Origin of the sequence: Nitritalea halalkaliphila LW7 (assembly GCF_000265075.1) — a bacterium.
GTDB lineage: Bacteria > Bacteroidota > Bacteroidia > Cytophagales > Cyclobacteriaceae > Nitritalea > Nitritalea halalkaliphila.
Window position 1 is genome coordinate 164548 of sequence record NZ_AJYA01000016.1, and the last position, 13471, is coordinate 178018.

Here is a 13471-nt window from a genome sequence, read left to right on the forward strand (position 1 = left end):
CTTAAATTTAGTTTGTAATTTTTAAAACGATTCGCCCCGCTTTTTAGTTGCTTGGGCGTTTAAAATTTTCAGGCTCGCGCCAAAAGCCAGCAGTCCGACGAGCGCTACCAAGAGGGTTTGGCTACCATGAATGATAACAGCAAAAACCTTTCCTTCTGTGAGCTCGAGCCCTAGAACGTTTAAAATGTACGCCACAAGCGCATGAAAGGTACCGATTCCCCCCTGAACAGGCGCCACCATGCCAATACTTCCCATGACCATCACAAGGAGGATGGCGGAAGCGGACAGATTGGCAGTGCTGGGAATAGCCAGTGCCACCCAGTACATCGTCAGGTAATAGCTAAGCCAGATAAGTACCGAGCTTGCCCAGAAGGCAAAAGGCTTGTCGAGCTTTCCGATGCTTTGGATTCCTGTCAGCACTTGCCGTGCAAACTGCTGAAATTTATTTACCCATCCACTGGCGGCGTACTTTTTTACTAGGATACGGATGGCGATGCCCGTGATGGCTAGTGCCCCGAGGAGGAAAGGAAGGTTGTTTTGGAAGCTTTGCGCCAGGGCGCCTAGATCCACCAGTTCTCCGAATAGGCGCAAAAACAATTTCGCTTCCACTAGAAATGCGATGCCGATGGTGGCGAGTAGGAAAAGGAGGTCCAAGCTGCGCTCCACCACCACCGTTCCGAGGGATTGGCTGATGGGCTTTCCGCTGAGCCTGTTGACGGCAGCGCAGCGGGCCACTTCTCCGGCGCGTGGCAGCAGTAGGTTGGTCACGTATCCGATCATCAGTGCCCAGAAGCTGTTCAGGGTGCTGATGGCTTCGGTGTCCGTGTCGGTGTTTAGTAGGAGTTTCCAGCGGTATGCACGCAGCCAGAAGCCGTAAATGCTGAGTAGAATGGAGGCGATAAACCAGCCGCGATGCATCTCTGATAGCGCTGCGGTAATGAGTGAAAAGTCAAGATCTTTATAGAGTAACCAAAAAATCCAGCCTGCAAGGGCCAGTGAAAGGGCTACTTGCAGGCTTTGTTTCAGGCGCTTCGGCAGTGCGAGGCTCATTTAGATGAGTCGGTTATGATCGTCAGGAAAGAGGACGATCGGCTTATGTACTTTGGCAGCGCTTTTTTCCATGCTGGCATACGAGATGATGATTACGATATCTCCGACCTGGGCTTTGCGCGCAGCGGGACCATTTAGGCAGATCATCCCTGAGCCACGCTCACCTTTAATAACATAGGTTTCGAGGCGCTCCCCGTTATTAATGTTTACGATCTGGACCTTTTCGTTTTCTATCAGGTCGGCGGCATCCATGAGGTCCTCATCGATGGTGATGCTACCTACATAGTGGAGCTCGGCTTGGGTGATGCGTACTCGGTGGATTTTTGATTTTAGAACTTCGATGAACATGTTCAGAAATTTTCGCGCAAGTTAGTTATTTATGATGAGGTTATCTATTAATCTGATTTCTCCCAGGAAGGCGGCGATGCATAGGGCCTGTTTTTCTGCGCTACCGAGGGTTCTGGTCGGCTGGAGGTCAGGTAAGTCCACCCATTCCAGGTAAACGACTTTTAGTCCAGGGGTGGTTTCGAGTTTTTCCCAGGCGGTTTTTTGGGCCGTGGCCCAATTTTCCCCCTTTTTAAGTGCCGCTGCCACGGTGGAAAGTGCCTGATAAAGGGTGCTGGCCTGCGTTCGCTGCTCGGAAGTGAGTCTTCTATTTCGAGACGACATGGCCAGACCATCTTTTTCGCGTACGGTAGGGGCGATATCTAGGGCGATCGGGAAGCCGAGGTCACGAATAAGTCGATCCACGATGGCGCACTGCTGCAGATCTTTTTGGCCCATGATAACCCGATCAGGCTGTAGGGTATGAAATAGCTTGGAAAGGATGATGCCCACCCCACTGAAGTGGCCGGGTCGGGTGGCGCCTTCCATGATTTGGTCCAGGGGACCAAAGTGCATGCGCATCTCTGTCTTTTCGGGGTAGATATCCTGAACGTCTGGTAAGTAGACGGCATGAGTGCCGGCATTTTTTAATAAAAGTAGGTCATTTTCAAAATCTTTCGGATAATTTTCGAAGTCCTTTTGGTTGTTAAACTGTAAGGGATTTATGAAAATAGACGCGATAGTGTGGTCGGAAGATTTAATGGCATGCTGGACTAAAGACAGGTGTCCATCGTGTAGAGCACCCATGGTGGGGACGAAACCTATGGTTTTTCCTTCTTTTTTCAGAATACTTACGTAGTGGAGTGCTTCCTTTCGGGTGCGTAAAACCTTCACGTATGATCGGGTTTAGAGGTTTAAAATAGCCGCAAAGCTATGGCATTCCAGTTAAAAACAATGGAAAATTGCTATTTTTTTTGTAACTTTGTAGTCCCGTTTTATCCCTAAACAAAAAACAAGTAGATTATGTCTAAACTTCGAATTCTTTATGTGGCCAACGAGATTAACCCTTTCCTTGAAACTTCTGAAGTAGCGAATTTCGTTCGTGCACTTCCAGCGGCGATGCAGGAGATGGGTATGGAAATCCGAATTTTAGTTCCTAGATTTGGGTTGATTAACGAGAGGAGAAACAGGTTACATGAAGTCGTTCGATTATCGGGAATAAATATTTCTGTGGGTGAGGAAGAAAAGCCATTAATTATTAAGGTGGCCTCGATTCCAAATGCTAGATTACAGGTGTATTTTATAGATAATGATGATTATTTTCAGCGCAAGAGTGTCTTCCATGACAAGCAAGAACGTTTTTATGATGACAATGATGAGCGCGCGATCTTCTTCTGTAAGGGTGTGTTAGAAACGGTAAAGAAATTAGGTTGGGCTCCTGATATCGTACATTGTAATGACTGGATGACGAGCTTAATTCCTTTGTATCTAAAGACTACATACAAAAAAGAGCCGTTATTTAAGGACACAAAATCTGTATTTGCTATTTATAATACAGGATTTAACCATAAATTTGGCGATGATTTGTTCGAGAAAGTCAAGATGGTGGATATCGATGACAAGGTATTAGCGCCTCTAGCCACGAAAGATTACGAAGGGTTCCTAAAAATCGGTATGGAGTATGCTGATGTGGTGATCAAGAATAAGGATATTTCGGAAGACTTGAGCAAAGTAATCGAAGAATGTTCTAAAGATAAGAAGTGTGAGATTAACAGCGAAGAAGAAGAAAAACTTTTTGAAAGTTACTACAATATTTACACGGAACTGGCTGGTTAAAAGCCTTTTCCTATTAAGCGTGCTGGGGTATCAGTCCTGTGCTGACCCCTCTACGATAGGATTAGATGTCGATCCAAATGGAAATCAGATAGGGGTCTTCTACGCAGAGGTACCCCTTTCTGCATCTGTGGTTTTATTAGACTCTTTGAATACGACGAATCAAGGTCGCTTAATCGTGGGAGGTAGCTCTGATGCGTTTTTCGGTGATACAGAGGGGGTCGGATATACCCGGATGGCCATTAATCCCACGGCGGTGCTGCCGAATGCCACGGCAACCTTAGACTCTGTCACCTTTACATTTCGGGTGGAAAGTGTGATCGCTAGGGACTTATCGCGTCCTCGTTCATTGTCTGTGCATTTGCTCGAAGAGCCCTTGCTAGACACGATGTATTATAATTTTAGCTCGTTGAAGTTTTCAGAGGAGGCGATTGCTGCTGGTCGATTTAATTTCCAGGCACGACAAGATACCACTTTAACAGTCGCGGTAGATGAGGAATTTGCGCAGGGCTTGTTTAATGCGATGCGTGATGGGTCTACTTTCAACAATCTTTTCTCCTTTAGACGTTTTCTTCCAGGTATTGCTATTAAAGGTGATCCAGGGGATGAGGGCTCTGTAAACATTTTAGCTGGGAATGCTACAGGCTTTTCTGTTTTTTTCAGGAATCAGGGAGATACGGTTACGCGTAATTACTCGATTAACTTAGGGCAGTCACGTCACTTTAACCAGGTGAAACACGATGCGGCAGGCACGCCTTTAGAGGCCGTGAATAGACCTCTGGTCGCATTTCCATTAGATGGTAAAGTGGGCATCAAGTCAAGCTTGGGTCTCGTTATTCGTGTAGATACTTCGCCTTTACAGTCCTTCTTCGATACACTACCGAATGTAGCCTTTAATGACGTGCGCATGGAAATCGGGGGTATCGATGGTGGAGGAGGTGATCTCGTTCCACATGATTTTCTACAGATGTACTTTACGAACGAATCGAATCGCATTTTAAGGCGGCCGATAGACGGTGCCGAAATCTCTGTTCAGGCAGCTTGGCAGTCTCAGGTAAACCAGTCCGATGAGGGCGACTTACCTGCGACAAGTGCTCCCGCTCTTTTAGCCTATAACCGCGATAACGGAGTTTTTGCGCAGCGTATCACCAGTTATACGAATGCAGTGTATAGGGGGAATTTAGAGCGAACAGATTGGCTACTTTTTCCACGGGTGCGTCAAGGTGCTTCAGGTACACGGGATGACTTACGTTCTTCTTTTAGGCAGTTTACTGCTGACGATGAGCGCTTTGTCCTGAAGATTTTCTATTCAACCATAAACCAAACAAACTAAGAATTCATTTTTAATTAAACTTTTGTAACTATGTGCGGAATTGTTGCTTATGTAGGCCAAAAAGAGGCGCTACCCGTCATTATTAAAGGACTCAAGCGTTTAGAGTATAGAGGATACGACAGTGCGGGAGTCGCACTTCTAAACGAAAGTGGACTAAGTATTTACAAGAAAAAAGGAAAGGTAAGTGAGTTAGAGGCCCATTTAGATACTTTCAGCTCTTTAAACTCGAAGATTGGTATCGGGCATACACGTTGGGCTACGCACGGTGAACCGAATGATGTAAATGCACATCCGCATTATTCTGCAAGTGAGAAATTCGCTATGATTCATAATGGCATTATCGAGAATTACGAGGTGCTAAAGACGGATCTTCAGAATAAGGGCTATGTTTTTCATAGTGAAACAGACTCGGAGGTTTTCATTAAGTTTATCGAGGATATTCATCGAAATAACGACTGTTCTTTAGAAGAGGCAGTGCGTTTAGCACTCCATAAGGTGGTAGGTGCTTATGCGATAGTTATCATGAATATCGAAGAGCCGGATACCTTAATCGCTGCACGTAAGGGTAGCCCGCTAGTTATCGGTGTAGGGGAAGATGAATACTTTTTGGCATCTGATGCGACACCTATTATCGAATACACGAATAAGGTCATTTATCTTGATGATTATGAGATCGCTGTCATTCGTCAGAATCAGCTACAGATCAAGACTATAGAAAATGTAGAGACACACCCTTACATCAACCAATTAGAGATGGAGTTAGAAGCCATCGAAAAGGGAGGGTATGATCACTTCATGCTGAAGGAGATTTATGAGCAGCCACGTTCTATCGCTGATTGTATGCGCGGACGATTAGATGCTTCCAGTGGACGCTTGGTAGTAGGCGGGCTACGTGACTATATGAATAAATTCCAAAATGCTCAGCGTATCATCATTACGGCTTGTGGTACTTCTTGGCACGCAGGCTTAGTGGCTGAGTATTTATTTGAAGAATTTGCTCGAATCCCTGTGGAAGTGGAGTATGCGTCCGAGTTTCGTTACAGAAACCCGGTATTGAATGAAAACGACTTTGTGATCGCCATTTCCCAGTCTGGAGAGACGGCCGATACGCTGGCGGCGATCGAATTAGCGAAGTCAAAAGGGGCTACGATTTTCGGTGTATGTAATGTGGTGGGTAGTTCTATCGCGCGTGCTACGCATGCGGGCTCCTATACCCATGCTGGACCTGAAATCGGTGTGGCTTCTACGAAAGCATTTACGGCCCAAATCTCTGTACTTACGCTGATGGCGCTTAAGCTGGGTTATCAGCGTGGCATGATCGCGGAGACGCGTTATATGGAGCTGCTCCATGAGCTAGAGACTATACCCGGTAAGGTGGAAAGAGCGCTACAGCTCAATGAGCAGCTAATTAAAATCGCTGAAATTTATAAAGATGCGCGTAACTTCCTTTACTTAGGAAGGGGGTATAATTTCCCTGTGGCGCTGGAAGGTGCATTAAAGCTAAAGGAGATTTCGTACATCCATGCGGAAGGATACCCAGCCGCAGAAATGAAGCATGGTCCTATCGCACTTATCGATGAGGAGATGCCTGTGGTTTTTATCGCGACGAAAGATAGTAGCTACGAGAAGGTGGTAAGTAATATCCAAGAGGTGAAGGCCCGTAAGGGTAAAATCATCGCTGTGGTTACAGAAGGAGATACTACGGTAAAAAACATGGCCGATCACGTGATCGAGGTTCCTTCTACGGAGGAGGCTTTCGTTCCTTTGATTTCTGTCGTTCCTCTTCAGTTACTTTCTTATCACATCGCTGTGATGCGTGGATGTAATGTAGATCAGCCACGAAATCTGGCGAAGTCAGTGACGGTGGAATAAGTATTTTTAAGGGTAGTGGGATACCGCTACCCGAATGATTTCCAGATCAGGGGAGGACTTAGGCTTTTAGGAGTTTGAGTTCTCCCTTTCTTTTGATGATTTTTACCTCGAAAAAAGTATTGATCAAGCGCTTCGCTTGATTCTCTGCCCAAATGGCTTGCTGCTCGTGCTCGTAGAGGAAGCTTAAGCGCAGGCAGCTTTTGATAAATGCAGGATCCTGCCCCAGCTGCCGCATCCAGAGACGTAAGGCCGCGGTCCAGTCATCTTGGAATTTTTCGAAGTGGCTTCTTCCGTCGAATAGTAACTCCAGCTGATTAGAGCCAAAACGTAACCTGTAGATGCCTGAAAGCTGCGCATAAAGCAGGGAAAGAGATGCTTCAGGAACCTCTTCTCTGGTAATGATCGTGGTGTAAGTAGATTCCGGTAATTGGAGCGGATTAAAATAGGCTACGTAAGAACGAATGATTTCCTCTTTCATAAGCCCTATACCCTGCTCCAGCATGGCACTTTGCGCCTGCCGCAGGATATAATTTTTATCTAAAGGAAACAACTTCGCTATCATACTCATATTTTTGGCAAGTTAGCTGATAGGAAGCGAAAACGAAAATGTCGGGCGATTTAATTCTCTTCTTCTAAATTTGCGATGACCTCTGTAGCCAGGGCATGCTCGTACCCTTTGCCTAGGAGGTAGCGCAGGACAGCCTGCTTTTCTTTAAAAGTATCCTTTCCCTTTCGGTTCCCCCACTTCTTTTCGGCGAGTTGCTGCATTTTTTCCCAGTAAGCCTCGGCGTCCAGCTCTTTTAGAGCCGTTTGGATGAGGCGCGGGCTGATGTCGCGGCGCTTGAGCTCCAAGGTGATTTTTATTTTGCCCCAGTGGTTTTGTGAAAATTTTCCTCTGGCGAAGGCTTTCGCAAAGCGCTCTTCGTCTAAGAATTTTTCGGTGATCATCAGGGAAATCAACTCCTCAGCGTCGTCCCCATAGACGCCTCGTTCGCGGAGTTTCGTACGCACCTCCTGCTGGCAGCGGTCCTGATAAGCACAGTAAGCAGCGATTTTCAGCTTAGCTTCCTTAAAGGACCATCTTTTTGGGGCTCTCTCCTCGCTTTCTTTTCCAGACTGATACATTTTGCGTAATTTAGGGTGTTAAAAATAGCAAATTATATTCTCTTCACTTCTAAACCTATTTAACGTATGCGTGAGAAAATCGTGGCAGGAAACTGGAAAATGAACCTTACTTTCGAAGAAGGCCAAAAGTTGACTTCAGAAATCGTTCAAATGTTCCGGGACGAAAACCCTGCGGGGGTAAAGTTGGTACTCAACCCTCCTTTTCCGCACCTTTACCCAGTGAAAAAATTAATAGGAGACACTGCCAATGTCTTTTTAGGTGCTCAAAACTGCTACGATAAGGCTTCCGGGGCTTATACAGGAGAGGTGCCGGCTGCCATGCTGCGTAGCTTTGGTGCCAGTTTTGTCATCCTCGGTCACAGCGAGCGAAGAGCTTATTTTGGGGAAGATAGTGCTTTCCTATTAGCGAAAACGAAACAGGCATTGGCCGCAGGCCTCCGCCCTATCTTCTGCTGTGGTGAGCCCTTAGAAATCCGTGAGGCAGATACGCATGTGGCTTTCGTGGTGAAGCAGCTCGAGGAGACCGTTTTTCAGCTGAGTGCAGAGGAATTCGCACAGGTGGTGATCGCTTACGAGCCGATTTGGGCTATAGGTACCGGGAAAACCGCTTCAGCCGAACAGGCGCAAGAAATGCATGCGGCCTTACGTGCTGAAATCGCGAAGGCGCAGGGGCAAGCGGCAGCAGATGCCTGTCCGATCTTATATGGCGGTAGCTGTAATGCCGAGAATGCTTCTTCCATTTTCGCGAAAGCGGATGTGGATGGTGGCCTGATCGGGGGAGCCTCCCTTAAGTCACGGGATTTTATCGCTATCGCTAAGTCCTTTTAAGATGGAGTATATCGGGTATGAAATTCGGTGTTCCGAGCTTTTCAGGAGATTTTAGTGGCCGAGCTCGCAGAAGTGGGCTTCGATTCTTTTATGGAAATCGAAGGTGGTATCGAGGCTATGCCCGGCTGCTGATGTGGATGTAAAAGATGCAGAGGCTGTCTTCGCCCGGTATCAGGAGGCAGCGGCACTTCATGTTACTGAAAAACGGGTGCCGAAAACCAACTGGAACGAGGAGTGGGAAAAGCATTATGATCCTATTTACGTGGGGGATCAAGTATATATCCGCGCTTCCTTTCATCCTGCCCAGCCTGCGTATCGCCACGAGATTTTAATTAATCCTAAAATGTCTTTTGGCACGGGGCATCATGCGACCACGCATCAGATGATCGCCTTTCAGCTGGAGCTGCCGCATGCGGATAAGGCGGTGCTGGATGCCGGCTCAGGTACGGGAATATTGGCGGTGATGGCGGCTAAATTAGGTGCCGCGCGTGTAGAGGCTTTCGATATCGATCCCTGGTGTGTGGAAAATGGCAATGAAAATTTCGCGCTTAATGGCTTGGCTGATAGTTTGCAAATGGGCCTAGGCACCATCCGCGAGGTACCACTTCGAGGCCCTTATGATTTGCTCTTGGCGAATATCAATAAAAATGTGCTTTTAGATGAGCTTCCGGTTTATGCGGCCCTTTTAGCGGCAGATGGACACCTCCTGCTGAGTGGGTTTTATGAGGAAGATATCCCTGATCTGGAAGCGGCAGCCGCGGAAGTGCAGTTAAAGCTTCTCCGGAAGTCCGTTAAGGACCGCTGGGCAGCCCTAATCTTTCAGCCCTATGAATGAATTATCGCTTTATGCAGTAGCTTTCTTGCTTCTAATCGGGCATACGCTGGCCGCTGCTTATATGTACAAAAAAGTCCACGCAGACGCGACTTTGGATACGCTGCAGAAAAACGAATGGAAGCTTAAAGCACTGATTTTTCCCGCTTATTACTGGTTTCAGTATCAGCGGCGTAAGCAATGAGTGCGCGGCATATAAAATGGAAAATCCCTTCTACCTCAAGAGAAGGGATTTTTCTTTGCCCGAAGGGCACAATTAGAGGCGCAAGAAAACCCGGAGCCCTTATTAAGATTTCACTTCTTCTGTCGTGCTGGTCAGTGGGTTCGCCTGGCGAATTAAACCATCTGGCAGCTCCCCTTCTGTGCTGGCTACTACGGAGCAAACGGTGGCATCTCCGGTAACATTTACCACGGTCCTGAACATGTCTAAGATTCTATCGGGCGCTATGATTAAGGCGATGCCAGCGGCAGGAACGTTAATCGATTCCAGTACGATGATGAGCATGATGATGCCTGCACCGGGTACGCCAGCGGAGCCGATGGAAGCCAGTGTGGCCGTTAAAACGATCATAAGCTGCTGGCTGAAGGTCAGGTCCATGCCCAAGGCTTGTGCGATAAATACCGCCGCGACCCCTTGATAGAGGGAGGTTCCATCCATATTTATGGTGGCCCCGAGGGGCAAAACGAAGCTGCTTACCTGCTCGGAAACCCCTAGTTCCTCTTCCACCTGCTTCATGGTTACGGGAAGTGTGGCGGAACTGGAGCTGGTGGTGAAGGCCAAGAGCTGGGCCGGACGGATGGCTTTAAAAAATCCACATAAGGGATTTTGGTAAAGAGCTTGAGGATAGTCGGGTAGACCACGAGCATGAGAAAAAATAGCCCGCCGAGGACCACTAAGCTATATTTTAGTAGGGCAAGGAGTAGTTCCACTGCGGAATCTGGATTTTCGCCGGCGATTTCCACGATGAGTGAGGCCATGAGCGCGAACACACCATAAGGCGCGATGAGCATGATGTAGTTTACGATCTGAATGATCACATCGTTCAGCCCATCGAAAAAAGCGACTACGGGCTTGCCCTTGTCTTTCGGGATCTGGAGGAGGGCGATGCCTACCAAGATCGCAAAAAAGACCACTTGCAGCATACTCCCATTATTGGCGGCAGCCAAAAACACATTTTCGGGCACCATGTCTACGATAGGCTGAAGGGGGCTTTGTTCCCGGAGTGCGGCAGCCTGAGAGGACTTAGAGTCCACTGTGTCATCGTAAAGCGCCATGAGGCTTTCCCGAGTTTCCTCTGGGAGGCTAGTTCCCGGCTTAAAGAGGTTCACCATGGTCAGGCCCAGCGTCACGGACACCACTGTGGTGATCATGTAGGTGAGAATGGTTTTGCCGCCGATGCGGCTTAGTTTCGAAATATCCCCCAAGTTAGAAACCCCTACGATGAGAGAGGCCAGCACCAGTGCACAGCGATCATCTTTAGTCCATTTATAAAAATGGTACCGATCGGCTTGATGTAGTCTAAGGTAAAATCAGGGGCGATGTTTAACTTGATCACCACTAAACCAAAAATCAATCCCAAAACCAGGCCGATGATGATGCGGGTATGTAAGGGTATTTTCTTCATGAGGTACTTAATCGGATTTAGACGCTAAGGTATTCGTTCTTTTGATTAATAGATAGTCTGCCAGTACTAAGGCGGCCATGGCTTCCACGATCGGTACGGCACGCGGTACGACGCAGGGGTCGTGGCGTCCTTTACCGGAAACGGTGACGGCTTCTCCATCTTGGTTCAGGGACTGCTGGTCCTGCATGATGGTGGCTACGGGCTTAAATGCTACACGAAAATAAATATCAGCCCATTCGAGATGCCTCCCTGAATGCCTCCGCTGTGATTCGTGGTGGTGGTGACTTTATCCCTTTCTTTAATGAACGCGTCGTTATGGGCAGAACCGCGCATTTTTACGCCCTCGAATCCACTGCCATATTCGAAGCCCTTTACCGCATTAATGCTCAGCATAGCGTGGCCAAGGGTGGCGTGCAGGCGATCGAAGACGGGTTCTCCTACTCCTGTGGGCACCCCGCGGATAACGGCATCTACCACACCGCCGATGGTGTCACGAGATTTACGCACGGCATCGATTAAGGCAATCATCTTCTCCGCTGTTTCCGGCTCAGGGCAGCGCACGATGTTCGTTTCCGTCAAGCTCAAGTCCAAGTCTTGATAGCCCTTTTCCAGGCGCAGGTCGCCTACTTGGCTCACGTAGGCCTGTATGTCGATACCGTAGTGACGAAGAAAAAGCTTGGCGATCGCTCCAGCGGCCACGCGGGCTGCCGTTTCTCGTGCAGAGCTTCTGCCACCACCGCGATAGTCGCGGATTCCGTATTTTTCCTGATAGGTAAAGTCGGCATGCGAAGGGCGGTAAGTTTCCGCGATATGACTGTAGTCCTTGCTTTTCTGGTCTGTATTCGGGATCAAAATCCCGATCGGCGTACCAGTACTTTTTCCTTCGAACACACCACTTAGCACCTGCACTTCATCTTCTTCCTTACGCTGCGTGGTGATTTTCGACTGCCCAGGCTTACGGCGCTGCATTTCTGCCTGAATAAAGGCTTCATCTATCGCTATCCCTGCCGGGCAGCCATCGATGATGACGCCCAGAGCCTTCCCATGTGATTCTCCGAAAGTGCTGATGCGGAAAATCTTACCAAATGAATTACCCATTTCTCTTTTTAATCAAAACATACAGGAGCACAAGTATGGCTAGCCCCAGCAAAACATTAATGAAGATGGAAAAATAAGACTTTAATCGCTCGTTTGAAAGTTTATTACTTTCTACTTCGATTAAATCATAGATTCCTCCCAGTCGCTTATTGGAAATGGACTCATTAACCTTCGATTCACCGACTACCTGCACGATCGTCTGCGGACGAAGCGTATCATAGCGTGCCTGTTTCCAGTTGAAGTAGATGAATTCAAAATGATTCGCGAGGTTCACCTCTCCAGGCTCATTACTGGTGATAAAGTATTCGAAGTTTTTAAAGCCGCTCACACGTCCGCCCCCTCTATTAATCTGCTGGCGTACGTTCGGGTCGAAAGCACTCAGCCGCTGGTTTCTCTTTTTTCTCGGGGTCTGAATTGTGGTGATGTTTCCCTCCCCGCCGATGCGGAAGTTATAGCTAAAACCTTCGCCAGTCTGCACTTCTCCCTTCGGGCCGTCTTCGAAGAGGCGATAATCCCCCACAGATACTTCATTTTTAAGGGGGTGCGGCGGCAAAGGCTTCACGTCGATGACCTTCGCTCCGGAATAAAAAGTCTTAAAGTCCTCCAGACGGTTACTTCCGAAGAAGCTCGGATTACGCGCCACGCGGTACTTGATCATTTCCCAAGGCACGGAAGGGATTTTCAGTTCTCCCGGTGAAAAAGGGTAGAAAGTAGCCTCATAGACCTTGTATTTAATCCAGCGCTTGCCGTCTAGGTCTACGAATTCTGGCTGTATATTCGTGATGCTGAAATTCTCCTCCCAGGCATTTGTAGGCTTTAATTTCTTTAAAATTTCTTCTAACTGGCGGCCTGGCTCATAAAATTGGAAAGGAGCCTGGTTCTGCTCGGACATATAAAATGCGAGAGAAATATTCACGGGCTCTCCCACGAAGACATTGTTTTTGTCCACTGACGTGGCAAAGAATGCGTCGTCTTCGATTTCGATGTACTCGATTTCCTGACGCGGCTGGCGGCCACCTCCTCCGAAGAGGTCATCGAAAGGATCATAGCCCCTTCTTTGGCCCCCCTGGGCCTGCGCTTCCGTGACGGTGATGTCCATTCCTGGAGACTTAACCTCCTGACCATTAACGTTTATACTGAAATTTGGTAAGCGGTAATTTCCTTGGCGAGTGGGTTTGTAATACTGAATAATGCTGTTCGTACTAGTCATTTGTCCGTTTACAATGCTCATCGAAGAGGACTGCGAAACGCCCTGCTGCTGAAATCCGGGAATTTCAGGAAATTTGTCATAAGATTTTATTTTTTCATTGGAAATTGTTACTTTTATGGTAAATGTTCCGTTTAGCGGAATTTCCTTTTCCCCCAGCTCTATTTTGACTTCTTGGCCGAACGCCGGAAGTAGTGCCAGGCAGTACCAAAATATTCCGAAAGAAAATGTAAGTGCAAATCGCATGCGCGTGACCTTGAGTAATATCATGAAACTGCAAATTAACGTTATATTTTAAACGCAACAAACGTTTGCGAGATAACGTAGAATTTAAGAACATTTTA

12 protein-coding genes and 2 pseudogenes are annotated in these 13471 nt (G+C 47.6%); 6 read left to right on the plus strand and 8 right to left on the minus strand.

Features of this window, described 5'->3' with window-relative positions; translation table 11 throughout:
* Positions 1 to 21: 21 nt before the first annotated feature.
* The 3 genes from A3SI_RS06320 to panC are packed head-to-tail and all read right to left on the minus strand — an operon-like array spanning position 22 to position 2268.
* The gene (locus A3SI_RS06320) at positions 22 to 1050 is read right to left on the minus strand and encodes a lysylphosphatidylglycerol synthase transmembrane domain-containing protein (protein WP_009054460.1); all 1029 of its coding nucleotides are present in this window, start codon (positions 1048 to 1050) and stop codon (positions 22 to 24) included.
* Positions 1051 to 1398, minus strand: a complete 348-nt coding sequence (gene panD / locus A3SI_RS06325; RefSeq protein ID WP_009054461.1) for an aspartate 1-decarboxylase — start codon at positions 1396 to 1398, stop codon at positions 1051 to 1053.
* Positions 1399 to 1419: 21 nt separating this feature from the next.
* A complete protein-coding gene (gene panC, locus A3SI_RS06330) occupies positions 1420 to 2268 on the minus strand; it encodes a pantoate--beta-alanine ligase (RefSeq protein ID WP_009054463.1) in 849 nt (282 codons plus the stop codon).
* 129 nt (positions 2269 to 2397) lie between these two features.
* Between panC and A3SI_RS06335 the strand changes: the two genes are divergently transcribed.
* The 3 genes from A3SI_RS06335 to glmS are packed head-to-tail and all read left to right on the plus strand — an operon-like array spanning position 2398 to position 6412.
* A complete protein-coding gene (locus A3SI_RS06335; RefSeq protein ID WP_009054465.1) occupies positions 2398 to 3210 on the plus strand; it encodes a glycogen/starch synthase in 813 nt (270 codons plus the stop codon).
* A 19-nt stretch (positions 3211 to 3229) separates the two neighbouring features.
* Complete coding sequence (locus A3SI_RS06340) at positions 3230 to 4540, plus strand: DUF4270 family protein (protein ID WP_009054466.1); 1311 nt, start codon at positions 3230 to 3232, stop codon at positions 4538 to 4540.
* Positions 4541 to 4570: 30 nt separating this feature from the next.
* Entirely contained in the window at positions 4571 to 6412 is a 1842-nt protein-coding gene (glmS, locus tag A3SI_RS06345) for a glutamine--fructose-6-phosphate transaminase (isomerizing) (RefSeq protein ID WP_009054467.1), read from the plus strand.
* Between the two features lie 58 nt (positions 6413 to 6470).
* On the opposite strand, the gene A3SI_RS06350 is transcribed toward glmS, so the two are convergent.
* Entirely contained in the window at positions 6471 to 6980 is a 510-nt protein-coding gene (locus tag A3SI_RS06350) for a hypothetical protein (RefSeq protein ID WP_316929093.1), read from the minus strand.
* Positions 6981 to 7030: 50 nt separating this feature from the next.
* Positions 7031 to 7537: a regulatory protein RecX gene (locus tag A3SI_RS06355; RefSeq protein ID WP_009054469.1), complete on the minus strand. Its 507-nt coding sequence runs from the start codon at positions 7535 to 7537 to the stop codon at positions 7031 to 7033.
* Between the two features lie 66 nt (positions 7538 to 7603).
* On the opposite strand from A3SI_RS06355, the gene tpiA reads away from it, so the two are divergent.
* The 3 genes from tpiA to A3SI_RS06370 all read left to right on the plus strand — a co-directional run bounded on the left by tpiA (position 7604) and on the right by A3SI_RS06370 (position 9381).
* Positions 7604 to 8365, plus strand: coding sequence for a triose-phosphate isomerase (gene tpiA / locus A3SI_RS06360; protein ID WP_009054470.1), 762 nt, complete (start codon positions 7604 to 7606; stop codon positions 8363 to 8365).
* A 133-nt stretch (positions 8366 to 8498) separates the two neighbouring features.
* Positions 8499 to 9200: a 50S ribosomal protein L11 methyltransferase gene (gene prmA, locus A3SI_RS06365; RefSeq protein WP_009054471.1), complete on the plus strand. Its 702-nt coding sequence runs from the start codon at positions 8499 to 8501 to the stop codon at positions 9198 to 9200.
* Complete coding sequence (locus tag A3SI_RS06370) at positions 9193 to 9381, plus strand: hypothetical protein (protein WP_009054472.1); 189 nt, start codon at positions 9193 to 9195, stop codon at positions 9379 to 9381. Before prmA ends, A3SI_RS06370 begins: the two co-directional genes overlap by 8 nt.
* 102 nt (positions 9382 to 9483) lie before the next feature.
* On the opposite strand, the pseudogene A3SI_RS06375 reads toward A3SI_RS06370, so the two are convergent.
* From A3SI_RS06375 to A3SI_RS06385, 3 genes and pseudogenes are all read right to left on the minus strand, one after another.
* Positions 9484 to 10822: pseudogene (locus A3SI_RS06375) on the minus strand (dicarboxylate/amino acid:cation symporter).
* A 7-nt stretch (positions 10823 to 10829) separates the two neighbouring features.
* Positions 10830 to 11920 (minus strand): annotated as a pseudogene (gene aroC, locus A3SI_RS06380) (chorismate synthase).
* Complete coding sequence (locus A3SI_RS06385; RefSeq protein ID WP_009054475.1) at positions 11913 to 13397, minus strand: BatD family protein; 1485 nt, start codon at positions 13395 to 13397, stop codon at positions 11913 to 11915. The pseudogene aroC and the gene A3SI_RS06385 overlap by 8 nt, the downstream one beginning before the upstream one ends.
* Between the last annotated feature and the right edge of the window lie 74 nt (positions 13398 to 13471).

Bases quoted from the DNA above. Each gene is read 5' to 3' on its own strand.
- A3SI_RS06320 (WP_009054460.1), bottom strand. From the start codon at position 1,050: ATGAGCCTCGCACTGCCGAAGCGCCTGAAACAAAGCCTGCAAGTAGCC.
- tpiA (WP_009054470.1), top strand. From the start codon at position 7,604: ATGCGTGAGAAAATCGTGGCAGGAAACTGGAAAATGAACCTTACTTTC.
- A3SI_RS06385 (WP_009054475.1), bottom strand. From the start codon at position 13,397: ATGATATTACTCAAGGTCACGCGCATGCGATTTGCACTTACATTTTCT.
- A3SI_RS06370 (WP_009054472.1), top strand. From the start codon at position 9,193: ATGAATGAATTATCGCTTTATGCAGTAGCTTTCTTGCTTCTAATCGGG.
- panD (WP_009054461.1), bottom strand. From the start codon at position 1,398: ATGTTCATCGAAGTTCTAAAATCAAAAATCCACCGAGTACGCATCACC.
- glmS (WP_009054467.1), top strand. From the start codon at position 4,571: ATGTGCGGAATTGTTGCTTATGTAGGCCAAAAAGAGGCGCTACCCGTC.
- A3SI_RS06355 (WP_009054469.1), bottom strand. From the start codon at position 7,537: ATGTATCAGTCTGGAAAAGAAAGCGAGGAGAGAGCCCCAAAAAGATGG.
- A3SI_RS06350 (WP_316929093.1), bottom strand. From the start codon at position 6,980: ATGAGTATGATAGCGAAGTTGTTTCCTTTAGATAAAAATTATATCCTG.
- A3SI_RS06335 (WP_009054465.1), top strand. From the start codon at position 2,398: ATGTCTAAACTTCGAATTCTTTATGTGGCCAACGAGATTAACCCTTTC.